Source organism: Actinobacillus lignieresii (assembly GCF_900444945.1).
GTDB lineage: Bacteria > Pseudomonadota > Gammaproteobacteria > Enterobacterales > Pasteurellaceae > Actinobacillus > Actinobacillus lignieresii.
Map to the genome: position 1 here is coordinate 678757 of NZ_UFRM01000001.1, position 25530 is coordinate 704286.

The following is a 25530-nucleotide window of genomic DNA, read 5'->3' on the forward strand; positions in this document are numbered from 1 at the left end:
TAAAATCTAATATATTTCTTAAATTATTTATATTTTGGGTAGTTATTCATGGGAAAATCATTGGTTATTGTGGAGTCACCGGCGAAAGCTAAGACGATCAATAAATATTTAGGTAGTGATTATGTGGTGAAATCGAGTGTTGGTCATATTCGTGATTTACCTAAAAGCGGTAGTGAAAGTGAAAAAGGCGAAAAAGCGAAACCGATTTCAACCAAAGGCATGACGGCGGAACAAAAAGCAAAACTAAAAGCAGAAAAAGATCGTGCCGCATTGGTAAAACGTATGGGGATAGACCCTTACCATGATTGGAAAGCGAATTATCAAATTCTTCCGGATAAAGAAAAGGTAGTTTCCGAATTAAAATCTTTAGCCAAAAAAGCCGATCATATTTATCTCGCAACCGACTTGGATAGAGAAGGGGAAGCGATTGCTTGGCATTTGCGAGAGGTTATCGGCGGTGACGACGAACGTTTTAGCCGTGTCGTATTTAACGAAATTACCAAAAATGCCATTCAAAAAGCGTTTGAACAACCGGATCATTTGAATTTAGACCGTGTAAACGCGCAACAAACACGCCGCTTTTTAGACCGTGTGGTGGGTTTTATGGTATCGCCGTTACTTTGGAAAAAAGTCGCACGGGGCTTATCCGCAGGGCGTGTACAATCGGTTGCAGTGAAACTTTTAGTCGAGCGCGAGCGTGAAATTAAAGCGTTCCAACCGGAAGAGTATTGGGAAATTTTAGCCAATACGCTAACGGCTAAAGGAAAATTACCGCTTGATTTAACCGGCTATAAAGGTAAAAAATTCTCGGCAAAAAACCAAAAACAAGCGGATGAGGCGGTAAAATCGTTACAAGGTAGCGAATTTATCGTTTCAGAGATTGATAAAAAGCCGACTTCCTCAAAAGCAAGTCCGCCGTTTATTACTTCAACGCTGCAACAAACGGCAAGTACCCGTTTAGGTTTTGGTGTGAAGAAAACCATGATGTTGGCGCAGCGCTTATATGAAGCGGGTTATATTACCTATATGCGTACCGACTCAACCAATCTAAGCCAAGATGCATTAGCCATAGCGCGCGGTTATATTGAAAATCAATTCGGTGCCGAGTATTTACCGGCTAAACCGAATTTTTATTCAAGTAAAGAAGGGGCGCAAGAAGCGCACGAAGCGATTCGTCCTTCAGATGTAAATGTGAAAATGGCTGATTTAAAAGGTATGGAAAAAGATGCCGAGCGTCTTTATGAGCTTATTTGGCGTCGTTTCTTAGCTTGCCAGATGACACCGGCTCGTTATGATTCAACCAGCCTTACTGTTACGGCAGGCGATTATGAATTAAAAGCGAAAGGGCGTGTATTGCGTTTTGACGGTTGGACAAAGGCATTACCGGTACAAGGTAAAACCGCTGAAGACCAAGTGTTACCGGAAGTCGCACTTAATGAAAAATTAACGTTAGAAGCAGTGCTACCTAGCCAGCACTTTACTAAACCGCCGGCACGTTTCTCTGAGGCGGCATTAGTCAAAGAATTGGAAAAACGTGGTATCGGTCGTCCGTCCACCTATGCGGCGATTATCTCAACGATTCAAGAGCGTGGTTATGTGCGTACCGAAAATCGCCGTTTCTATGCGGAAAAAATGGGTGAAATCGTTACCGACCGTTTAGACGAATCCTTTAGCGATTTAATGAATTACGACTTTACCGCCAATATGGAAGAAACACTCGACCAAATTGCGGAAGGTAATAAAAACTGGAAAGAGGCGCTTAATAATTTCTTCAAATATTTCTCTGAGCAGCTGACTAAAGCCGAATTAGATGAGTTGGAAGGCGGTATGAAGCCGAATAGCCTTGTGCCAACAGAAATTGACTGTCCGACTTGTGCAAGAAAAATGGCAATTCGCACCGCTTCTACCGGTGTGTTCTTAGGTTGTACCGGCTATGCGTTACCACCGAAAGAGCGTTGTAAAACCACAATGAATCTGATTCCGGAGGCGGAATTACTCAACGTGTTGGATGAAGAGTCGGAAGCAAAAGCGTTATTAGCTCGTAAGCGTTGTCCGAAATGCGATTCGGCAATGGATAGTTATGTGATCGATCCGCAACGTAAATTACATATTTGCGGTAATAATCCGAATTGTGACGGTTACGTATTAGAACAAGGTACATTCAAAATTAAAGGCTATGACGGCCCGATCGTTGAATGTGATAAATGCGGTGCGGATATGCACCTCAAACTTGGTCGTTTCGGTAAATATATGGGTTGTACCGCGTGCGATAACACCCGTAAGATTCTGAAAAACGGTGAAGTTGCGCCGCCTCGTGAAGAGCCGACGCATTTCCCAGAACTCAAATGTGAGAAATCGGATGCGTATTTCGTATTACGTGACGGTGCAAGCGGTGTGTTTATGTCGGCACACAATTTCCCGAAATCTCGTGAAACACGGGCGCCGAAAGTTGCCGAATTAGCACAATATCGTGATCGTTTACCGGAAAAATTACAATATCTTGCCGATGCGCCTCAGCAAGATCCGGAAGGAAATGAAGCGATTATCCGCTTTAGCCGTAAAGAAAAACGTCAATATGTGACTTCTGAAAAAGACGGCAAAGCAACCAAATGGATTGTCGATTACCTTGATGGTAAATGGGTAGAACGTAAAAAATAACGAGTTCACAAATGAAAAACCACCGCATAAGCGGTGGTTTTTTTATGGCGATTTGCAACTGATTAACGTGTGTATTGCAAGTAGTTGGCAAGTAGGCTACGTAAGTTTTCCAACCATTCTTTTTTGCCTTGAATACGCTCAAATTGTTGCCAGAGATTGGCTAATACACCATGATTGCGAGGATCTTGCCAGTAAAGACGTGTTAGGCTGACATAACTTGCTGCCAGCGAACGTTGCGCTAATGCAAATCCTTCTATATTACACCAATCTTGCTCGTCCATTTGCAGTTGTACAAGCGGGCGAATTGGCAAAATATTTTGCAATTCGGCATAAAACGGCTGTAACGCTAAATCTCTCTCAAATTGGGCGGTAGCTTGTTGCACAAATTGCTGACCTTCGGCTGAAATCGGGTAGAGCATAATCGCACTGTGATAACCGCTACTGGCTTCTTTTGTCGGGGTAATTTGCACTAACTGAAAACCGCATTGTTGCCAAAAATGCAACAGATGTTCCGTGAGTCCGAAGCTGACCGAAATATAATCTACAAGCGGTCTATTTTGCTGAATTTTTTGCAAAATAAAGTCGGAAATTAACCGCTTGCCAATTCCTTGCTTTTGTAGTTCGGGTTGCACCGCAATACGTGAGATGCGTACCGAACGTAGCTGACAGGCTTCGAGTAAGTTGCCTTGGAAGCAGAGGTATTGTGCGACTAAATTACCTTGCGGGCGGCGTTCTCCCCGCCAAATCGCTTCGGCTAATTCAGGTTCCAAACCACCTTCAGGTACAGCCCAAATGCCACCGACTAAACGTTTATGTTCGGAGAAAGAATGTAGTAACTGATCTTGAGCATCAAATAAGCGGCGTAAATCGCTGGGTGTCGTTTTGTAATGCGCTTCCGCCAGTAAATGATAAAATTCGGCATATTGATTAGCTCCGGTTGGCGGCGACATAATCAATAATTCATCAATAAATTGTTCCAACGGATCATTTTCATCCCAACGTAGCGGTTTACTCAGTTGCCATTCTCGATACGGCTTGGTGAGCTGTTGGGGGAATTTTAGGCTGAAGCCTCGTCCAGTTCCCTCATAATTGTGTGTGGTAGTGGTTAACACCACTTTATCGAAATACTCACAGAGCTGATGTAACATCGGTAACGGTAAACTTGCCGCTTCATCAATAAATAACCAGCTATTTGCTGCAATTTGATTTGCCGCAATTTTTTGTAATAGATGATCGGGTGCAAAAAAAGGAATATTCTGCGCAACAGACTTCCAGAAATTAGGTAAGACCGACTGGCTTCTTGCGGTAATTAGTACCGATTCCGTTTCGGCTAACTGTTGGGCTAATTTACCGGCAAGAGTCGATTTACCTCGCCCACGAGGTGCGGTAATCAAGTGAATAGCTGACGAATCAAGCGGTAATTTTTCAAAGATTTTTTGCTGTTGTGGCGTAAGACTTTCGGTCGCTTGGCATTGAGGCGGCTGTTTTGGCAAGCTAAAATCCGTTTCTTCCAATGTTTGGAATTGAAAACCGAATTTTTGTACCAATGCCTTAAAGTAGCGATAGAAATTCGGTGTGGCAATCACCTTACCGCCATTCCAACGTTGCGAATCAAAATCTAGTTGCTGTTCGAGCGTATCCCAGTTCGGGCAAATAAGGTAGAGTGTGCCTTGAGCCTGAATCGTACCGGCAATAATTGCTAATGCGTCTAAGTTAAGCCATACACCGCCTTCGGCACGCATATCGTAAATCGCATAGGGGTGTTCTTGCCCCAAATACTGTTTGGTTTGGGAGATATTGCCGCTATGAATAACAATGCCCCCGTCAAGCGGAGGCATTTCAGCTAAAATCACCAGTTTACGCATTATTCTTCAATCACTTTTTCTGAAATATACGGATCTTCAAAACCTAAACTTTGCATAATTTCGGTTTCCAAACCTTCCATTTCTTCCGCTTCCGCCTCTTCAATATGGTCGTAACCGAGTAAGTGTAGCGTGCCGTGAATCGCTAAGTGTGCCCAGTGCGATTCTAAGGAGATTTGTTGTTCTTGCGCTTCTTTTTCCACCACTTGGCGGCAAATAATCAGATCACCTAATAACGGCAATTCAATGCCTTCTGGCACTTCAAACAGAAACGAAAGCACATTGGTCGGTTTGTCTTTACCACGATAGGTTAAGTTTAATTCGTGGCTTTCCGCTTCATCCACGATACGAATCGTGATTTCCGTTTCAGGGAAATCTTCGGTTTGTGCTTCGTGCACTAACGCACGTTGCACCCATTGGGTAAATTGTGCTAAAGACGGGAGATTTTCGCTGTTTTCAGTCGCAATTTGTAAATCAATAATTGGTGTTGTCATAAATTCTCAATATATAAAAAACGGAATGTTGTCGAATATTATAAACTTTCCGACACATTCCGTGAATCTAAGGGCGTGATTTATTGCCATTTATCCGCTTCAAGTTGGTCGCTTTCTCTGCCTTCTATCCAGCGGTCACCGTCTTGTGTGGTTTCACGTTTCCAAAACGGCGCACGAGTTTTCAGATAGTCCATGATAAATTCGTTGGCGTGATAAGTATCGCCTCGGTGAGCGGAACTTACCCCAACCAATACAATTTCATCGCCGGTATGCAGTTGCCCAATACGATGAATTATTGCAACACGTTGCAAGTCCCAGCGGCTACGTGCCTCATCCACAATTTTTTGGAGGGCTTTTTTAGTCATTGCAGGGTAGTGTTCCAGATATAAACCGGACACATTATCGCCTAAATTCATTTCTCGTACTTTACCGACAAAAAGCGTGGTTGCTCCAACGCTATGATGTTCGCTTAACCAACGATAAATTGCATTTTGATCAAAGGTTTCTTGTTGAACTTCGATTAACGTCGCGTGCATTTAGCCTCCTGTTACCGGTGGGAAGAACGCGACTTCATCACCGTCTTTGATCGCACTTTCCAGCGGCGAAATACTTTGGTTAATTGCCACTAATAATTTGCCTTTTTCTAAGGCTAATTGCCATTTTTTACCTTGCTGGCTTAAATGTTCACGCAACTGTTCGGCGGTTTCAAACTCGGCAGGGACGGTTAAAGCATCAACGCCAACCAATTCGCGTACCTGTGCAAAAAATAAAACGTTAATCATATTTATCCCTAAATTTAATTTCTATTCCGCATTAAATTCGCCCGACTTACCGCCGCTTTTATGCAGTAAACGAACGTTTTCAATTACCATATCTTTTTGTACTGCTTTACACATATCGTAAATCGTGAGGGCAGCCACGCTGGCAGCAGTTAACGCTTCCATTTCTACGCCAGTTTTACCGGTGAGTTTGCATAATGATTCTATGCGTACTTGATTGGTTTCCGGCAGCGCTTCAAGTTGCACTTCAACTTTTGACAGGAGTAGTGGGTGGCAAAGTGGAATAAGTTCCCAAGTTCTTTTTGCCGCTTGAATGCCTGCAATTCGAGCGGTTGCGAATACATCGCCTTTGTGATGATTACCGGAAATAATCATTTGTAATGTTTCGGCATTCATCGAAACGAATGCTTCGGCACGAGCCACACGGACGGTTTCTTGTTTCATCGAAACATCGACCATATTGGCTTCGCCGTTGGTATTGATGTGAGTAAATTGGTTCATGATAAGTATTTTAATATTAATAACATTGAATCATTGCTTTTTCTGTCACTTTCTTTGCTTCGCCAAAGAAAGTAACCAAAGAAAGGCGACCCTGCTTCACCACTTTTCTTCACTTAGTTGGAATTTGCTTAACGGAACATTTTAGATTCGCTACGCTCAAGAAAAATGTTCCTACAAATATCCAACACGTTCAGGCGGCTCAGAAGGGAACCCGATCAAGCGGTCTCTTTTCGTCAGATTTTTGTAATTTAGCCGCCGATTGAGGCGAGGTTATTTCGAATCCCACCATCACCAATATGCAAATAATGATGTTCCCGTTTACCTTGTAATGCTGCTTTTAAACGTGCCTCCAATTGCGCTTGTTGGGTATCTTCCGAGAGTAAATCTCGCAAATCGATGCCTTCCTCACCGAATAAGCAAAGGTGCAATTTACCGAGTGCCGAAACACGTAGGCGGTTGCAGCTGGCGCAGAAGTTTTTCTCATACGGCATAATCAAACCGATTTCGCCTTGGTAATCAGGGTGTGAAAGCACTTTCGCCGGGCCGTCTGATAATGCTTTTGGCTGTAATTGCCAGCCTTCTTGTAACAAGCGTTGCATTACCGACTGACCGGATAAATGTTGCGCTTGGAAAAAACTGTCCATTTCGCCGGTTTCCATTAGCTCGATAAAACGCATTTGAATCGGTTTATCTTTAATCCAAGCGAGGAATTTATCTAATTCGGGGGCGGTGTATTGTTTCATTAATACCGCATTCACTTTGATTTTGCGATAACCGATTTCAAATGCTCTATCAATGCCTTTGAGGATCGATTGCAGCTTATTTTCACCGGTGATTAGCTGGAATTGGCGTGTATCAAGGCTATCTACACTCACGTTAATATCGGTAATACCGGCTTGTTGCCATAAATCGATATCGCGTTCCATACGATAACCGTTAGTAGTCAAAGCTACTTTTTTAATGCCGTTCGTTTGCGAAACGGTATGCGCAATTTCTAAAAAATCTTTACGTAAAGTCGGTTCGCCACCGGTAATACGCACTTTTTCCGTGCCAAGATCAGCAAAAGCACGCACGACACGTTGAATTTCGGATACGCTTAAAAATTGCTGCCTATGTGAAGGAGGCTTATAGCCGTCCGGCAGACAATAATTACAGCGAAAATTGCAGACATCGGTAACGGATAAACGTAAATAAACATATTGTCGTTCAAAGCGATCAATAAGCTGAGAAACATTATCCGCCCCAACATTTTTAATTGGAATGGATTGCATTGGACACCTTTCTAAACACGAGAGGAACAACAATTTCTTGAAATTCCCTTGAATCAGCTACGTATAAGCTAATTACAGGCATTGCTACCATATTCTTACAAAAAGCGGTCGAATTTAACGAAAATTTGTAAAACGACCGAGAAGTTAGGTTCACAAGCTCGGAGTCTGTTGATAAATATTGTTATTCTAAAGTGCGAAGGCATTTCATGCAATAGTCAGAAAGCAGTATTGTACGTCTAAGGCTTAATTTACATACAAAACTGACATAATTTGATCTTAAACAAGGGACACTTTTATATAAGTGCTAATCTTTTACTACTAAAGAGTTATTTTTTTATGTGGGGAAATGTATGTCTAAATTTAAATTATCACTGGCAGGCGGAGTGATTTGCGCCGTATTAGGTGCTGTAGCGTTATTTGGCGTACAGTCGGTAATGAAAGCGACCAGCTCTACCGAATTTTGCGTAAGTTGCCATTCGATGAGTCATCCGCAAGCGGAATGGGAAGGTACGGTACACTTTTCAAATCGTAAAGGAATTCGAGCGGAATGTTCCGATTGCCACGTTCCGCAAGACGGTTTGCATTATGTAAAAGCTAAGGTAATTGCCTTGAAAGACGTATGGCATACCTTTGTCACCGATAAATTGCCCGATCAAGAAGCCTATGAAAAACATCGTTTGGATATGGCGCAACGTGTTTGGGCGGAAATGAAAGAAACCGATTCGGCGACTTGTCGTAGTTGCCATTCATTTGAAGCAATGGTGCTTACCGAACAAAAAGAAGCGGCACAGAAAATGCATAAGTTGGCACAAGAAACCAACCAAACCTGTATCGACTGCCATAAAGGTATTGCCCACTTTATGCCGGAAATGCAAGTAGATAACAGTGCGGCATTGGGCGAATTAACCAAACACGCCGGACAATTTAGTGCGAGTGACAAAACATTGTATAACTTGGCGATGGCGCCGGCACAAGTGGCACAGGGCGGAGAAATTCGTTTATTACCGTTTGCGGAAGTATCACAATGGAAAGAATCCGGTGATAAAGTGTCAGGTACGATTAAAGGCTGGCAACAAGCGGGGGCGGAAAGCATTATTTATATGGGACTAGGTCAGCGGATTATGGTCGGTTTAGTCGCAGATGAAGCAAAAGATAAACTCACGGTTCATCAACCGGTTCATGACAATGTGACCAATTCGGACTGGAAAGAAGTCAGCGTTGAAGTGTCATTACCAAAAACAGCATTAACTGCTGATATTCAAGCGCTTAATCATTTCGGCGATAATTTAAATCAAACCCATTGTAGCGGTTGTCATGCGCCGATTGGTGCGGATCACTATACGGCGAATCAATGGATCGGTGTAGTGAATTCCATGAAAGATCGTACTTCAATGACGGCAGATGATGTGCGTGCCGTGACTATCTATCTACAACGTAACGCAAAAGATGTTGCGGGTAGTTTACACTAATTTTATTTAACTTATAGGATACCGAGCTTGTATGCCTAAGTCGCTGATAAGGGATACAAGCCTGTGGCAAGCGGTCGAAATTCACAAAATTTTTGCAAAATCAGACCGCTTACCACACCGGATAGTAAAGAAATGCACTATCCCCTCGTGTTTAGAAAGGTGTCAAATTTAACTTAACTTTCAGAGGGTTATGCATATGAAAACTCAAGAAAAAATTAATGCAAGTCGTCGAGGTTTTATCAAAAATACTTCTCTCGGTCTTGCGGGGACATCTTTGGCGGGCGGTGGTGTTAATGCCTTAATTTCAACAGAAGCGGCCGCTGCGGAGATGCAAACCGTGATGACGGCAGCACACTGGGGGGCGTTAGGTGTCGTGGTTGAAAACGGTAAAGTGGTTAAATCCGGTCCTGCGATGCCTCCGTCAATCGAAAACGAATTACAAACAGTTGTGCCTGATCAAGTGCATGGTGAAACCCGCGTTAAATATCCGATGGTACGTAAAGGTTACTTAGAAGGTAATAAAGATACGACTTTACGTGGTCGTGATGAGTGGGTACGTGTTTCTTGGGATAAAGCGTTTGAACTAGTTGCCAACGAAATGAAACGTGTGCGTGACGCACATGGCCCAAGTGCAATTTTCGGCGGTTCTTACGGCTGGTATAGCTCAGGTTCATTACACGCAGCCCGTACGTTATTACAACGTTATCTAAACATTACCGGCGGTTTTGTCGGCGTGAAAGGAGACTATTCCACCGGTGCGGCACAAGTGATTATGCCGCACGTATTGGGAACGATCGAAGTGTATGAACAACAAACCAGCTGGGAAGTTGTTTTAGAAAGCACGGATGTGATCGTGTTATGGTCGGCAAACCCGTTAAATACGTTGCGTATTGCTTGGACTTCGACTGATCAACAAGGTTTGGAATACTTCAAAAAATTCAAAGAAAGCGGTAAGCGTATTATCTGTATTGACCCGGTAAGAAGCGAAAGTTGCGAATATTTAGGCGCAGAATGGATTCCGGTTCATACGGGAACGGATGTAGCGTTAATGTTAGGTATGGCGCATACTTTAGTCGCAGAAAATAAACACGATAAAGAATTCCTCAAAAAATACACCAAAGGTTACGAGCAATTTGAAAAATACTTGCTTGGTACGGAAGATAAACAGCCGAAAGATGCGGAATGGGCAAGCAAAATTTGTGGCGTACCGGCGGAAACCATCAAAAAATTGGCATTAGAGTTACAAAGCAAACGTACGATGTTAATGGCAGGTTGGGGTATCCAACGCCAACGTCACGGTGAACAAAGTCACTGGATGTTAGTGACATTAGCGGCAATGTTAGGTCAAATCGGTTTACCGGGCGGCGGTTTCGGTTTAAGTTATCACTATTCGAACGGTGGTGCACCGACTGCAGCCGGTGGTATTTTAGGATCAATTTCGGCAAATCCGACAACTGAAGCAGGGGCAAAAACTTGGTTGGATGAAACGGCTAAATTCTCTTTCCCGCTTGCTCGCATTTCCGATGCGTTATTAAATCCGGGTAAAACCATTGACTATAACGGCACAAAAGTGACTTATCCGGATATTAAAGTAATTTGGTGGTCAGGCGGTAACCCGTTTACGCATCACCAAGACACCAATACCTTAGTAAAAGCGTGGCAAAAACCGGACAGTGTGTTTGTCACCGAATGTCACTGGACACCAACCGCACGTATGGCGGATATTGTTTTACCGGCAACCACAAGTTATGAGCGTAACGACTTAACGATGTCAGGCGATTATTCAATGATGAATATTTTCCCAATGAAACAAGTTGTTCCGCCACAATTTGAAGCGAAAAACGACTATGATATTTTTGCAGAGCTTTCAAAACGTGCAGGTAAAGAACAAGAATTTACCGAAGGTAAATCGGAAATGGATTGGTTAAAAGGTTTCTATCAAACTGCATTTGATGCGGCACGTAAAAACCGTGTGTTAATGCCTAAATTTGAACAGTTCTGGGCGGATAACAAACCGGTTACCTTTAAAGCGACTGAAAAAGCGAAAAAATGGGTACGTTATGAAGAGTTCCGTAACGATCCGTTACTCAACCCATTAGGTACACCATCAGGCAAAATTGAAATTTTCTCTGATGTAGTGGCGAAAATGAATTACGATGACTGTAAAGGTCACCCGACTTGGATGGAACATGAAGAGTTCGCCGGTAATGCAACAGCAGAAGCACCGCTTGCGTTAGTTACTCCGCACTCAAAATATCGTTTACACAGTCAATTAGCTTACAGCTCGTTACGTAAACTCTATGCGGTAAATGATCGTGAGCCGGTATTAATTCATACCGAAGATGCGGCTGCTCGTGGTATCGCAAACGGCGACATCGTGCGTATTTTCAATAAACGCGGCCAAGTGTTAGCCGGTGCGGTGGTAACAGACGGTATCATTAAAGGTACGATCGCGTTACACGAAGGGGCTTGGTACGATCCGATGGATCTCGGTAAATCGGAACAACCGCTTTGTAAAAACGGTAACCCGAATGTGCTAACTCGTGATGAAGGTACGTCAAAATTAGCACAAGGTAACTCACCGAATACCGCAACGGTACAAGTAGAGAAATTTACCGGCGTTGCACCGGAAGTAACGGTATTTAAAGAACCGAAATATACCCAAGCATAGTGTTATAGAATAAGTAAACAAAACGCACTAAAGTGAAAGGCTTTAGTGCGTTTTTATATTTATATTAACTGAATGACAAGCGGTTATTTTTTTTAATTTTCTTGCAAAGGAAAAGCAAAAATAGACCGCTTTATTATACTATTTCCAGTATTTTTTCTTAGAAGTTTGTCCGATACCTACGTTAAAGCTATTGGTTGGATCTAAATCTTTATAGAATTTACGTAACGTCGGTTTCGCTTCATATAAATGCCCGACGTTATGTTCCGCCGGATATTGTGCGCCGCGTTTATCCAACAAGGCTAACATTTCGTGTTCTAAAGCCATGCAATCTACGCCTTTTTTCACAATATAATCCTGATGGAATACGTGGCACATAAAGTGTCCGTAATAGAGCTTATGTAAGATTTTTTGATCGATTTCCGGCGGTAATACCTCAAACCAGTCCTGATCATTACGGCGTAATGCAATATCTAACGCTACAATATCTTCTACCTCATTTTCGTGCGTTGCACGGTAACGAATAGCAGCAGAGGCTACCGCAAAACGGTGTAACATTGCCGCTTGTGTTTCCACTGCATTACATTCGAAATAACCGCCTTTATCGCTTTCGGAAAAATATTGTTTTAAATATTCACGAGCCTCGGCAACGCCGGTTCCGCCCATTTTCAGAATTAAATGGTGTTCATACTTTTCACGATATTGCCATAAACTTTGCGGTAAATGTTCCGGTAAACGTTTAGATAACGCCTGCATAAATTTATCGCTTAAATGATGAGGCAAGAACGAGAATTTTTTCGCAATACGGTCGGCATTGGCTTTTAAGGCGAATAATTTCGGTAACCAGTGCGTACCGAATTTTTTAATGACCCAGAACGTATCTTTACCGTAACGCGCGGCAATATCGAACGCATCACGATGAATATATTCACCGGAAATCGGTAATTGCTTAAAGTTGGCAAGCATATGACGGCGTAAATCGTTTAGGGTAGCGGTGTGATTTGTACCTATATAGAACACGGCGGTTTGCTTTTCTAACGGGAAAGTATCTAAACGCACGGCAAACACGGCTAATTTACCGGCACTACCGGAGGCTTCATAATGGCGATTCGGATCGGCATTAAAGCGAGCAGGGGAGTCTTCATCAATTTTACGGACGTGATCACAATAAGTATGATCATGACCTTTACCGCAATCGAGTTGAATATCTTTGCGTTGATAGCGATTATTTTGCAGATTTTCTAAAATTTCTTCCGGCGTTTCGCCTAAATCAATGCCTAAGTGATTTTTAAGCTCGAGCTCGCCTTGTTCGTTTAGTTGAGCAAATAACGCCATTTCAGTATAAGCCGGACCTCGTTGTACCAATGCACCGCCAGAGTTATTACATACGCCACCAATCACCGAAGCACCGATACAAGATGAGCCGATTACGGAGTGAGGTTCACGTCCGTGCGGTTTCAGTTTAATCTCTAAATCATTTAAGGTTGAACCCGGTAGGCACACTACTTGTTCCGCATTGTTAATTAACTGGATACCGTCCATTCTCATCGTATTGATGATGACAATTTCTCGGTCGTAATCGTTACCGTTCGGCGTTGAGCCGCCGGTTAAGCCGGTATTGGCGGCTTGGCTGATCACAATGACATCGTGACGTACGCAGGCTTTTAATACTCGCCAATATTCTAATAATGTTGCAGGGCGCACCACGGCAAGTGCTTTTCCCGTCCCGAAACGATAGCCGCTACGATAAGCTTCGCTTTTAGCCGCATCGGTAATAATATGTTGAGAACCAACGATTTCGGTCAGTTGTGGAATCAGTAAATGTGCAGACATGATAAGCCTCCTTAGTATAAAATTAACAAAATCATAACAAAAGATGGCTAAATGTGTAATAAATTTTATGCTATATTTAGCATTATTTTTTAAGGAGAAACGATGAAAAACAAATTTATCTTATTTGCAGCAATTAGCGGCTTTTTCTGTATTGCTTTCGGTGCTTTTGCTTCTCACGGACTAGCTAAAATATTAGAAGCAAAAGCGTTAGATTGGATTGATACCGGTCTTCAATACCAAATGTTTCATACCTTAGCTTTATTGGCGTTAGGTTTGTTCCAGTTAGTAAATTCTGCACAAAATCCGCCCGCTTGCAGAGCGAAAGCCTTAAACATTATCGGTGGTAGTTGGATATTAGGCATTTTGTTATTTAGCGGTAGCTTATATGCGTTAGCATTATTCGGACAACGATTATTTGTGTGGAGTACACCGCTTGGCGGCGTATTTTTTATGATCGGTTGGGCGGCATTAATTTTTGTGAGTTTACGTGCTAAAAAAACCGCCTAATCAGTTAGAATAGGCGGAAAACATTGTTTTTGGTTTTATGGTGTCAGGTATTGACTTGCCAACGCAATCAAGGCTAGAATGATTCCGACATCAATTTTGATTGACAATTGCAATTTACCTTCGTTACAGGTTAATTTAAATTGCATTTTATAGTTCCTGTCTAATGAGTTAATCAAAAGCAGGTCAAACACAAAATCCCTGTTGCCGCAGGGATTTTTGCATTCTCCCTGCCACCTACTGTTTTCACATCACTGCAAAAACAATACCTGTTATTATATCCATATTGTATTTTTAATCAATTATTTGTTTTTCCTATCAAAATAGTACGCAAAACGCTATACTAATCGCATTTTTCATCCATTAGAAAACCTATGAATAAACTAGCATTATATTGCCGAGCGGGATTTGAAAAAGAAACCGCCGGTGAGATTACCGATAAAGCGGCACAACTTGGCGTGTTTGGCTTTGTGAATTTAAAAGAAAATAGCGGTTATATTATTTTTGAATGTTATCAAGCAGGTGATGCTGATCGCTTAGCCAGAGAATTAAAATTCGAACAACTGATTTTTGCTCGTCAAATGATTGTAGTCGGCGATATGTTACAAGACTTGCCGGCAGAAGATCGTATTTCACCGATTGTAGCCCAATACCAAGCGTTAAATCCTCGCCACAGTTCGGATATTTTTGTTGAAACGCCGGATACTAACGAAGCAAAAGAATTACTGACCTTTTGCCGTAAATTTACCGTACCGCTACGTAATAGTTTGAAAAAACAAGGTTGGCTAACCAAGTCTGAACGTGCAAAGGGTAGTATTGGTTTACATATTTTATTTGTGCGGCCGGGTTGTTGCTATGTCGGCTATGCCTATAACGATAATAAGTCGCCGTTTTTTATGGGGATTCCCCGTTTGAAATTCCCAGCGGAAGCCCCAAGTCGCTCGACCTTAAAATTAGAAGAAGCGATCCTCACTTTTATTCCGGAAGCGGAAGAGAAAAAACGTTTTACCGATGAAATGACTGGGGTGGATTTAGGTGCTTGCCCGGGCGGTTGGACTTATCAACTGGTTAAACGTGGCGTATTCGTGTATGCGGTGGATCATGGCAAAATGGCGGCAAGTCTGCACGAAACCGGACGTATTGAGCATTGTCCTGAAGACGGTTTTAAATTCCAACCGCCTAAACGTAAAACTATCGACTGGTTGGTGTGCGACATGGTGGAACAGCCGATGCGGATTAGTAAATTAATCGGTAAATGGTTAATTAACGGTTGGTGCCGTGAAACGATTTTTAACTTGAAATTGCCGATGAAAAAACGTTATCAAGAAGTGCAACTATGTTTAGCGTATCTTGAAGAAGAACTCGAAAAACAAGGCTTTTGGTTTAAGATTCAGGCAAAACATCTCTATCACGATAGAGAAGAAATTACCGTACATATTGCGGTCATGGGGAAACGATAAGATTAATATATTAGGATTTATAAAATGGCTAGAGAAATCAATTATCAATTAGGTGTATTGAATGTTGCAATGCACAATCATGAAAATGCAGAACTCTCATATGAGAAATTATTTGCATTAATTTTGGATTTAAAATTATCAATAGAATTAGATGAAACTCACAAAGTTAGTATTGGAGTAATAAATTTACATAAAAAGTTTGAAGGAAAACTATACTTTTCAGGTATGTTTTACAAATATGCAGCGATAGATCCAAATCGCGACTGCTTGAATACTGAAAGTAATGATTTTGCCTCAGATGAGGATAAAGCATCGATATCTATTCCTGAAAATTTAAAGCCTCATTTTACAAAGATCCCATTCGTATTTATTCCGAAAGGGCATAGATTGTATGTACAATCAAAGCATCTAAATACCAATTTTAGCATTAGAAGTGCTGAAAAAATTATGAAAAAACTGTTAAGCCATGAAAAAATTGTAGAATCATTGGGAGTTGTGGAAGTAACTATAGAACCTAGTTTAAGTGTAGTTGATGAATTAATAAATAATAGTAATTTAACTAAAATATGGTTAGAAATAATACGACCTAATCCAGATGATTTAGATGATGAAGAGAATAAAGTTCTTGAATTAATGGATAAGCGTAATCTTAAAAAAATGAATAAAGAGTATATATCGAATAAAAATGAGAAAATAGTTCTAGATGATACTCTTAAAACAGAGATCCAAATATCTTCATCTAATGGTAAGGTAAAAGCTGAAGAAATAAATTATGATGGTACTAAAAAAACTATTTCTACATCAGAAAGTCCGTTAGTTGAAAGTGGAGTATATCTTTTAGAAAAGAATACTGATAAGTCTAGAGATGAAATATTTATTCGATCTTTTTTAACAAGAGTATTTGAGATACATAAACGATTTATTAAAAGCTGGAGTAAATGATGAAGCCCTTGAAAGATAGCTATATAGGAGTCTTTAAGATCTTCCGATATTACTGGAAATCTTACGGAGGAGTATCTGCCCTTGTATTATCTCCTTATTTACATTTAGCTATTTTGCTTCTACCTTTATCGTATTATCAATGGACTCATAGAGATTGGTGGGATCTTAGCCTCGCTATTCTTCCTAATTTATTAGGCTTTTCTTTAGGCGGATTTGCTATTTTTTTAGGATTAGGAGATGAAGTTTTTCGTTCAATATTAGCAACAAAAGATACAAACTCTAAAAGCTCTACATATGTGGTCGTATCCGCAACATTTGTCCATTTTATTATTGTGCAAGCACTAGCCATTATGTTTGCTCTAATAGCTAAATCTTTAGCATTTTATCCATTTTGGATGACGCAAGAAATATTTTGCTATTTCAAGTATATTACTCCAATCTTTTGGGGAGTAGGCTATTTACTGTTATTGTATTCTATTACATCTATGATAGCTGTAGTTATGGCTATTTTTCGTTGTTCTAAATGGTATGAAACTTTCATTGAGAAAGATAACAATCAACAAAATGATCTATAGTTTTCAGGAAAAATGATAGAATCAAGTTATTACTAAACAATAGAATTAAGGAATAAATATGACATTAAAAATCGGGATCGTCGGTGCCGGCGGTCGTATGGGACGCAATCTGATTACTGCGGTACAAAATGCGGAAGGTGTGGAGTTAGGAGCAGCATTTGAACGTAAAGGTTCAAGTTTAGTCGGTGCGGACGCCGGTGAAGTGGCGGGCATTGGTGCAACAGGGGTAAAAATCAGTGATGATTTAAACCAAAATACCCATTTTGACGTATTAATTGACTTTACTCGTCCGGAAGGTACGCTCGAGCATATTAAATTTTGTGTGGTGAACGGCAAAAAAATGGTGATCGGCACCACCGGTTTTGATGATGCGGGTAAACAAGCGATTCAAACGGCGGCAGAGCAAATTTCGATTGTGTTTGCTTCTAACTATAGCGTAGGTGTGAATCTCGTATTCAAATTATTAGAAAAAGCGGCAAAAGTGATGGGCGATTATTGCGATATCGAAGTGATTGAAGCTCACCACCGTCATAAAGTCGATGCGCCGTCCGGCACGGCATTGTCAATGGGCGAACATATCGCCAAAACGCTTGGACGTGATCTCAAAACACACGGCGTGTTTGCTCGTGAAGGCATTACCGGCGAACGTAAACGTGATGAAATCGGTTTTGCAACCATTCGTGCCGGCGATGTGGTCGGCGAACACTCGGTATGGTTTGCTGATGAAGGTGAGCGTGTAGAAATTGCCCACAAAGCCTCAAGCAGAATGACGTTTGCCAACGGTGCGGTGCGTGCGGCAAAATGGTTGAATACAAAACAAAACGGTCTGTTCGATATGACGGATGTACTGGATTTGAATAACTTATAACTAATTGAAATATTAGAAAGGTTACACCTAGCGTGTCCCTATTGGTAAAATTGCAAGAATTGTGTGTAGGGGCGCATTGAGTGTGTCCAAAATAAACTCAAAAAGGAATGAAAATGACCAAATACAGTAACATTGAAACCACATTAGTACAGTTAGGCAACCGCACCGACCCTAGAACGGGAGCGGTAGCCACACCGATTATTTTATCGACCGCTTACGGCCGTGACGGCTTAGGCGAATCTACCGGTTGGGATTATACTCGTACCAAAAACCCGACTCGTGCCGTGTTAGAACAAGGTATTGCTGATTTAGAGGGGGGGGATGCCGGTTTTGCAATGGCATCGGGTATGGCGGCAATTCAGTTAGTGATGTCGCTTTTCAAAGCGCCGGACGAATGGATTATTTCAAGTGATGTTTACGGCGGTTCTTACCGTTTATTCGATTTCAGCCATAAACACCACAATACGGTAAAACCTGTTTATGTAAATACTGCAGATTTAGCGGCGATTGAAGCGGCAATCACGCCGAACACTAAAGCGATTTTTGTCGAAACACCGTCAAACCCGTTAATGGAAGAGTGTGATGTGGGTGCTATTTCCAAAATTGCGAAAAAACATAACTTAATGTTGATTGTCGATAATACTTTCTTAACCCCGATTTTATTCCGTCCGATTGAACATGGTGCGGATATTGTGATTCACAGTGCGACGAAATACCTTTCCGGTCATAACGATGTGTTAGCCGGTTTAATCGTTGCGAAAGATTCGGAAGCAACCAAAAACGAAGCGGGTCAAAATCTTTCGGAACGCTTATTTTACTTCCAAAACTGCGCCGGCGCTGTGCTTTCGCCGTTTGATTCTTACCTTGCGGTGCGTGGCTTAAAAACCCTTGCATTACGTATGGAACGTCATCAATCGAATGCAACCGAATTAGCGAAGTTCTTAAGCGAACAACCTGAGATTGACAGCGTACTTTATTCGGGCAAGAGCGGTATGCTTTCATTCCGTTTACAAAAAGAAGAGTGGGTACCGAAATTCTTAAAAGCGATCAATTTAATTACCTTTGCGGAAAGTTTAGGCGGTACGGAAAGTTTTATCACTTATCCTTCCACCCAAACGCATATGGATATTCCGGAAGCGGAGCGTATTGCACGCGGTATTACCAATAACTTGTTGCGTTTCTCGGTCGGTATTGAACACGTTGAAGACTTAAAAGCGGATTTACGTCAAGCATTCCAACAATTAAAATAAACGGATTGGCATAACATTTCGGTGTTATGCCAAATTTGTTTTGATTTTACTATTGATTGTTATTATCATCTGTTTCCATTTTTCTTAAAAGAGCTTAAACATTATGAAAAAACACCATGTTGAAACCCTTATTTCTCGTGAAGAAGTTCAATCTCGCATTATCGAACTCGCGAAAGAAATTAATCATTATTATGAACACGCACGCTGTGAAAATCTGGTGGTCGTGGGGCTATTACGTGGTTCTTTTATGTTTATGGCGGATTTGGTGCGTTTGATTAATGTGCCGGTTGAAGTGGATTTTATGACCGCTTCCAGCTATGGTTCCGGTACGGAGTCGAGCCGTGATGTGAAGATCTTAAAAGATCTTGACGGTGAAATTCACGGTAAAGACGTGTTAATCGTCGAAGATATTATTGATACCGGTTTTACTTTGAGTAAAGTGCGTGATATTTTGAATTTACGCGAGCCTCGTTCGGTAGCGATTTGTACCTTACTGGATAAACCTTCTCGTCGTGAAGTGGAAGTGCCGGTCGAATGGGTCGGTTTTGCGATTCCGGATGAATTTGTCGTAGGTTACGGTATCGACTATGCACAGAAATATCGTAATCTTGATTTTATCGGTAAGGTTGTAATGGACGCATAGTTGCAATCTTTTACTAAGATTTGACCGCTTGTAAGGCTTAAGTGAACTTCAAGCGGTTTTCTTTTACTAAAATTTTACGCATTATCACATAGAATAGTAGGGAATATTATGATTTGGAAAAAAACGTTATTGACGCTACTTGTCTTAAGTTCTTCAGTATGGGCGGCAGAGAAAAAATCTCATGCGCAAAAGACATTTAGCGAAAGCGAGGTAACCGCATTAAAAGCGGAATGGCTTGCCGAACAGAAAACGCAATGGTTACAACAAGCGGGACAAAGAGAGAAACAACGGGAAGCCTTTTTAATTGCCGATAATTTGCTTAAAACGGCGATCTCAAGCAAACAATTTTCGGCGGAAACGCAGCGATTGGTAAATGCCCTTATTCGTTCATTAGATACGTATCCGCTTAAACGTGATATTGATTGGGCGGTATTAAAAGCCAAAATTGAGAGTAAACAAGTTACGGCGGACGATATTCGCGCATTTTCGGCATTATATCCGAATTCACCTTATCAAAAGCAATTCGAGCAATTGCCTTTTGCGCAATTATATGAGCAGCAAAAATGGGCTGACTTATTAAAATACAGCGAAAAAGTTACGCCGGTCGGAATGGATAATCAGTGTAGGGTATTGACATCGCAATTCCAACTATTATCGGAAAAGTTGCAATCGGAATCGCCGCAAGCGCAAACGGAAAGTAATAGGTTTCTTATTGCCGATTTATTGGCGCAGTTTGAAAAATTATGGCTAAAGACGACCGCTTTGCCGTCTGAATGCACGGAATTGGAAAGTTATTGGAAAGCGAAGTCAGGTATTACTGCGGAGAAAATTCGTTTAAAAGCGGTGCATTTATTTGATAAAAATGCAAAATCCGAATTGAGTAATCTGTTGCCGATAGCAGAGAATCAAACGCCGGAACTTAAAAATTGGCTGGTTACGGTGGAGCAATTAGCTAAACAACCGACAACATTGCCCGCTTTTATCGAACAAGCCACGGCGGATGAACAGAGCCGTATGATTGCCAATAAGGCGTTTCCGCAGTTTATGAGAACAATCGCCGAGAATACGGGAAATCCGGATTTTGCTCCTTATCAAACGTGGGCGGATAAATTGGGCTTATCCGCTGAGGAACAAAAGGCTTGGAAAGTGACTTTCTTAAATCGTTTGTTTGATAATGAGAACGGCAATTTCCAAATATGGCGAGATCAGCAGATCCAACAATTACAAGCGGATAATCTGACCGAACGTCGGATTCGTTTAGCCATTTTGCAGCAAGCGCCGTTAGCCGACTGGTTATCATTGTTATCGAATGAGGCTAAGAGTAAGCCGGAATGGCGTTATTGGGCGGCAAAAAACGAAAAAGAAGCGAAAAAACGAGAAGCATCGCTTATCGCTCTGTCTAAAGAGCGCGGTTTTTATCCGATGTTAGCTGCACAGTTACTCGGAAAACAGTATGTGCCGACGCAAGGATTATTGTTGAAATCGGATGTACAAAGCCGTTTACAGCCGCAATTTGATCGCATTAAAGAATTACGTGATTTACAGCGTTTTGCACAAGCTAAAACGGCTTGGATTGAATTACTGGATGAACTTTCCGTCGATGATAAATTAGCGGTTACCGATTATGCCAAACAACAAAATTGGTATGATTTGGCGGTGGAAGGTACGATTCAGGCAAAAGCATTCGATTATTTATCGCTGCGTTTGCCGAATGCCTATTCCGATTGGTTTGAACTGAATTTGGAAGGTAAGCCGATAAGCAAAACCTTTGCGATGGCGATTGCCCGTCAAGAAAGTGCATGGAACTTCCAAGTCAGATCGCACGCTAATGCCTTGGGATTAATGCAAATGCTACCGAGTACCGCACAAAAAACGGCGCAAGATAATCAACTGCCTTATCGTAATGAACAGGATTTATTACAGCCGTTTAACAATATTATGTTGGGTACGACACATCTTGCGGAGCTTAATGCAAAATATCCGAATAATCGTTTTCTGATTGCCGCCGCTTATAACGCCGGAGCAAGCAGGGTGGAGCGTTGGCTTGTCAGAGCAAACGGAAAACTTGCTTTAGACGAATTTGTCGCTTCTATTCCGTTTTATGAAACGCGCGGTTATGTACAAAATGTCGTCGCTTATGATTATTATCAACAGCTGCTACAAAAAGTAGAGAAGCCGATAATGTTTTATAAAGACGAATGGCAGAGAAAATACTAAGTTTGAAAAGCAAGTGGATTAACCTACTTGCTTTTTTTAGCGATAGATAAAAAGTGGTTATCACGAATATACGAAAATAGTGATGAAGCGTATAATACAAGCGGTTAAATTCTTCAGCGATTTTACAAAATAATTCAAAAATTCAACCGCTTATCTTATCCCTATCTTATGAGGTTTATAATGGGAGACGTTTCAAATAAAGGCTTGGCATGGATTGCCGCACTAGCGTTATTTATGCAAGCATTGGACGCAACTATTCTTAATACCGCCTTACCGGCGATTTCCGACAGTCTGAAAGAATCGCCGTTAGATATGCAAATGGCAATTATCAGCTATGCTTTGACCGTTGCCGCTTTGATTCCGTTAAGCGGCTGGTTAGCGGATAAATTCGGCACATTACGCGTATTTCGCAGTGCGATTTTGTTATTTGTATTAGGATCCTTCTCTTGTGCGTTGTCTTGGTCGTTAAACAGCTTAGTAGTGGCTCGTATCGTACAAGGTGTCGGCGGAGCATTAATGATGCCGGTTGCTCGTTTGACGATTATTCGTAGCATACCGAAAACGCAACTGGTCGCTACTTGGAATTTAATGGCGATGGCAGGTTTAACCGGACCGATCCTCGGGCCGATTTTAGGCGGCTGGTTGGTTACTTATACCTCGTGGCATTGGATTTTCTTAATTAATATTCCGATCGGATTGCTAGGAATCGCTATTGCCGGCAGATATATGCCGAATCTCACACAACCGCCGCGTAAATTGGATTGGATCGGTTTCTTGCTATTTGCAAGCGGTTTAGTCGGATTAACGCTCGGTTTAGAATTTGCGGCGGAAGATACGGATAATGTTATGAGAGCCGTACCGATTTTAACGGTCGGTTTTATTCTTATCTGTGCCTATTGTCTTTATGCTTACCGAGTAGCGGAGCCGCTATTGCCTCTGGCGATGTTTAAGATTCGCACTTTCCGCATCGGTATTTTATCCAATATGTTGATTCGGTTAAGCGGTTCCGGTATCCCGTTTTTATTACCGTTAATGTTACAAGTCGCTTTTGGTTATAGTGCGGATATCGCCGGTTGGCTTATGGCACCTTTAGCATTAAGTTCGGTTCTGGCAAAGTCGTTTATCGGTTCGGTATTAGAAAAGCTGGGTTATCGAAACGCCTTATTGATTAATGCGTTATTGATGACGTGCGCCATTATCGGAATGTCGTTCTTAGACGCTCAATCACCGCTTTGGCTATTTATTTTATTGGTGATGTGGTTCGGGACTTGTATGTCGTTTATGTTTACCGCAGTAAATACTTTGACGGTGTGCGATTTAAGCGATCAATACGCCAGTGCCGGTTCAACCATGATGAGTGTGGTTCAGCAAGTCGGTATCGGAATAGGAATAGCGGTATCTGCCGTGATTCTCGGTATGTATCGTGCGAATATCGGTGAAACGGACGCATTATTAACGCAGGCATTCAGTTATACTTTCCTTACCTCGGCAATATTCGGGTTAATATTGGCACTTAATATTGCCCGTTTAGCTCAACAAGACGGCAATCATTTACATAGTAAAACGGCATAAAAAAACGGTCTTAATGACCGTTTTTGTTTAAATCTAGTTTAGAGAAAACTCTTTGGTTGTTGATTCGTATTTAATCCCGGAATTTGAACCTTCCGCTCCGTTAAAATAAACGTTTTTAGATTGCGAACAAGCACTAATTGCCAAAATGCTTGCGACTAACAAAATCACTTTTTTCATATTGCCTCGAATAGTGTAAAAAAGCAGCCGTTTTTGACCGCTTATTATCAAAATTAAGCCGTAAAGCCTTCTTTTAAACTTACGGTTAGGTTAAACACTAGATTTTCAGCCGAACCGTCTTTACTGTCTAAGCAGTAATAGCCTTCACGTTCGAATTGGTAGCCTTGTTCCGCTTTCGCATTAACGAGGCTCGGCTCAACGAAGCCGTGTTTGATTACCAGTGATTCCGGATTTAATACCGTATTAATATCGTCTTCTGCACCCGGATTCGCTACCGTGAATAAACGATTGTAAATACGGAATTCCGCCGGTTTATTATCTTCTGCAGATACCCAGTGAATCACACCTTTTACTTTGCGGCCGTCAGCCGGGTTTTTACCTAACGTTTCCGGATCATAAGTACAGAAAATCGTGGTAATTTTACCGTTTTCGTCTTTTTCTACACGTTCGGCTTTAATCACATACGCATTACGTAAGCGTACTTCTTTGCCTAATACTAAACGTTTGTACTGTTTATTCGCTTCTTCACGGAAGTCCGCTTCATCAATATAAAGTTCACGAGTAAACGGTAAATCGCGCTCGCCTAATTCCAGACGGTTCGGGTGATTCGGTGCTTTTAGGATTTCTTTATCACCAAAGTTTTCAATCACAACACGAACTGGGTTGATTACTGCCATTGCACGCGGTGCGTTTTCGTTTAAATCTTCACGAATACAAGCCTCAAGTGCAGAGTATTCCACTACGTTATCTTGTTTGGTCACACCGATACGGCGGCAAAATTCACGTAATGAAGCAGGAGTATAACCACGACGACGTAAACCTGAAATGGTCGGCATACGCGGGTCATTCCAACCGTCCACCGTACCGTCTGTTACCAATTTCAATAATTTACGTTTAGAAGTGAGCGTACCTTCTAAATTTAAACGAGAAAATTCGTATTGGTGCGGTAATGGACGCTCGATAGAAATATTTTCAAGCACCCAATCGTATAAACGGCGGTTATCTTGGAATTCAAGCGTACATAACGAGTGAGTAATACGTTCAATCGCATCTGAAATACAGTGTGTGAAATCGTACATCGGATAGATGCACCATTTATCACCGGTTTGGTGATGGTGAGCAAATTTGACACGATAGATAACCGGGTCACGCATTACGATAAACGGTGATGCCATATCAATTTTGGCACGTAAACACGCTTTGCCTTCTTCAAACTCACCGTTTTTCATTTTTTCAAATAACGCTAAGTTTTCTTCCACGCTACGGTCACGGTATGGGCTGTTTTTGCCCGGCTCAGTTAACGTACCACGATATTCACGCATTTCATCTGGTGATAATTCGCATACATAAGCTAAGCCTTTATTGATTAATTCAACGGCGTAAGTATAAAGTTGGTCGAAGTAATCTGAGGCATAGCGTGGTTCGCCCTCCCATTTAAAGCCCAACCATTCCACATCTTGTTTAATGGAATCCACATATTCCACATCTTCTTTTACCGGGTTGGTGTCATCAAAACGTAAGTTACATTTGCCTTTGTACTCTTGAGCGATACCAAAGTTTAAGCAAATCGATTTTGCATGACCAATGTGTAAATAGCCGTTTGGCTCAGGCGGGAAACGGGTGTAAACGTTATTATGCTTACCGCTTGCTAAATCTTCATCAATAATATGGGTAATAAAATTGGCTCGAGTTTCTGTTTCAGCCGTTAAAATGTCTTCGCTCATAATTTTCTCTAGTTTTTGAATAAAATAACAATAAATTCTACACGTTTTGAGTTGCCAGCTCAA

At 41.6% G+C, this 25530-nt stretch carries 20 protein-coding genes and 2 riboswitches; of the genes, 12 read left to right on the top strand and 8 right to left on the bottom strand.

Annotated elements, in window-relative coordinates:
- Positions 1–48 precede the first annotated feature (48 nt).
- Positions 49–2658, top strand: a complete 2610-nt coding sequence (topA, locus tag DY200_RS03150; RefSeq protein ID WP_115586891.1) for a type I DNA topoisomerase — start codon at positions 49–51, stop codon at positions 2656–2658.
- 62 nt (positions 2659–2720) lie between these two features.
- Here topA and DY200_RS03155 read toward each other — a convergent pair whose 3' ends face one another.
- The 6 genes from DY200_RS03155 to moaA all read right to left on the bottom strand — a co-directional run bounded on the left by DY200_RS03155 (position 2721) and on the right by moaA (position 7565).
- The gene (locus tag DY200_RS03155; RefSeq protein ID WP_115586892.1) at positions 2721–4523 is read right to left on the bottom strand and encodes a tRNA(Met) cytidine acetyltransferase TmcA domain-containing protein; all 1803 of its coding nucleotides are present in this window, start codon (positions 4521–4523) and stop codon (positions 2721–2723) included.
- Entirely contained in the window at positions 4523–5014 is a 492-nt protein-coding gene (gene ybeY / locus DY200_RS03160) for an rRNA maturation RNase YbeY (RefSeq protein WP_115586893.1), read from the bottom strand. Before ybeY ends, DY200_RS03155 begins: the two co-directional genes overlap by 1 nt.
- Positions 5015–5094: 80 nt before the next feature.
- On the bottom strand, positions 5095–5550 hold the full coding sequence (gene moaE, locus DY200_RS03165) for a molybdopterin synthase catalytic subunit MoaE (RefSeq protein WP_115586894.1): 456 nt from the start codon (positions 5548–5550) through the stop codon (positions 5095–5097).
- A complete protein-coding gene (gene moaD / locus DY200_RS03170; RefSeq protein ID WP_005597031.1) occupies positions 5551–5796 on the bottom strand; it encodes a molybdopterin synthase sulfur carrier subunit in 246 nt (81 codons plus the stop codon).
- A gap of 21 nt (positions 5797–5817) precedes the next feature.
- On the bottom strand, positions 5818–6294 hold the full coding sequence (gene moaC / locus DY200_RS03175; protein WP_005597027.1) for a cyclic pyranopterin monophosphate synthase MoaC: 477 nt from the start codon (positions 6292–6294) through the stop codon (positions 5818–5820).
- Positions 6295–6542: 248 nt separating this feature from the next.
- Positions 6543–7565, bottom strand: a complete 1023-nt coding sequence (moaA, locus tag DY200_RS03180) for a GTP 3',8-cyclase MoaA (protein ID WP_115586895.1) — start codon at positions 7563–7565, stop codon at positions 6543–6545.
- Positions 7554–7741: riboswitch (molybdenum cofactor riboswitch) on the bottom strand. (Overlaps the previous gene by 12 nt.)
- Before the next feature lie 174 nt (positions 7742–7915).
- On the opposite strand from moaA, the gene DY200_RS03185 reads away from it, so the two are divergent.
- Together DY200_RS03185 and torA are read left to right on the top strand one after the other, a co-directional pair.
- Complete coding sequence (locus DY200_RS03185; protein WP_115586896.1) at positions 7916–9034, top strand: NapC/NirT family cytochrome c; 1119 nt, start codon at positions 7916–7918, stop codon at positions 9032–9034.
- Between the two features lie 7 nt (positions 9035–9041).
- Positions 9042–9212: riboswitch (molybdenum cofactor riboswitch) on the top strand.
- Positions 9213–9230: 18 nt separating this feature from the next.
- Entirely contained in the window at positions 9231–11705 is a 2475-nt protein-coding gene (torA, locus tag DY200_RS03190) for a trimethylamine-N-oxide reductase TorA (RefSeq protein WP_115586897.1), read from the top strand.
- 138 nt (positions 11706–11843) lie between these two features.
- On the opposite strand, the gene dld is transcribed toward torA, so the two are convergent.
- Positions 11844–13535, bottom strand: a complete 1692-nt coding sequence (gene dld / locus DY200_RS03195; protein ID WP_115586898.1) for a D-lactate dehydrogenase — start codon at positions 13533–13535, stop codon at positions 11844–11846.
- A 102-nt stretch (positions 13536–13637) separates the two neighbouring features.
- Here dld and DY200_RS03200 point away from each other — a divergent pair, with 102 nt between their 5' ends.
- From DY200_RS03200 to DY200_RS03240, 9 genes are all read left to right on the top strand, one after another.
- Positions 13638–14042: a DUF423 domain-containing protein gene (locus tag DY200_RS03200; RefSeq protein WP_115586899.1), complete on the top strand. Its 405-nt coding sequence runs from the start codon at positions 13638–13640 to the stop codon at positions 14040–14042.
- 371 nt (positions 14043–14413) lie between these two features.
- Positions 14414–15499: a 23S rRNA (cytidine(2498)-2'-O)-methyltransferase RlmM gene (gene rlmM / locus DY200_RS03205; protein WP_115586900.1), complete on the top strand. Its 1086-nt coding sequence runs from the start codon at positions 14414–14416 to the stop codon at positions 15497–15499.
- A gap of 24 nt (positions 15500–15523) precedes the next feature.
- Positions 15524–16441, top strand: coding sequence for a DUF4747 family protein (locus tag DY200_RS03210; protein WP_005607568.1), 918 nt, complete (start codon positions 15524–15526; stop codon positions 16439–16441).
- The gene (locus tag DY200_RS03215; RefSeq protein WP_115586901.1) at positions 16441–17016 is read left to right on the top strand and encodes a hypothetical protein; all 576 of its coding nucleotides are present in this window, start codon (positions 16441–16443) and stop codon (positions 17014–17016) included. Before DY200_RS03210 ends, DY200_RS03215 begins: the two co-directional genes overlap by 1 nt.
- A gap of 58 nt (positions 17017–17074) precedes the next feature.
- A complete protein-coding gene (dapB, locus tag DY200_RS03220; protein ID WP_115586902.1) occupies positions 17075–17884 on the top strand; it encodes a 4-hydroxy-tetrahydrodipicolinate reductase in 810 nt (269 codons plus the stop codon).
- Positions 17885–17997: 113 nt separating this feature from the next.
- Positions 17998–19134, top strand: coding sequence for a methionine biosynthesis PLP-dependent protein (locus DY200_RS03225; protein WP_115586903.1), 1137 nt, complete (start codon positions 17998–18000; stop codon positions 19132–19134).
- Between the two features lie 103 nt (positions 19135–19237).
- Positions 19238–19777, top strand: coding sequence for a hypoxanthine phosphoribosyltransferase (hpt, locus tag DY200_RS03230; RefSeq protein WP_115586904.1), 540 nt, complete (start codon positions 19238–19240; stop codon positions 19775–19777).
- Positions 19778–19885: 108 nt separating this feature from the next.
- Complete coding sequence (locus DY200_RS03235) at positions 19886–21994, top strand: transglycosylase SLT domain-containing protein (protein WP_115586905.1); 2109 nt, start codon at positions 19886–19888, stop codon at positions 21992–21994.
- A 180-nt stretch (positions 21995–22174) separates the two neighbouring features.
- Positions 22175–23566, top strand: coding sequence for a DHA2 family efflux MFS transporter permease subunit (locus DY200_RS03240; protein WP_115586906.1), 1392 nt, complete (start codon positions 22175–22177; stop codon positions 23564–23566).
- A gap of 230 nt (positions 23567–23796) precedes the next feature.
- On the opposite strand, the gene glnS is transcribed toward DY200_RS03240, so the two are convergent.
- On the bottom strand, positions 23797–25467 hold the full coding sequence (glnS, locus tag DY200_RS03245; RefSeq protein WP_115586907.1) for a glutamine--tRNA ligase: 1671 nt from the start codon (positions 25465–25467) through the stop codon (positions 23797–23799).
- Between the last annotated feature and the right edge of the window lie 63 nt (positions 25468–25530).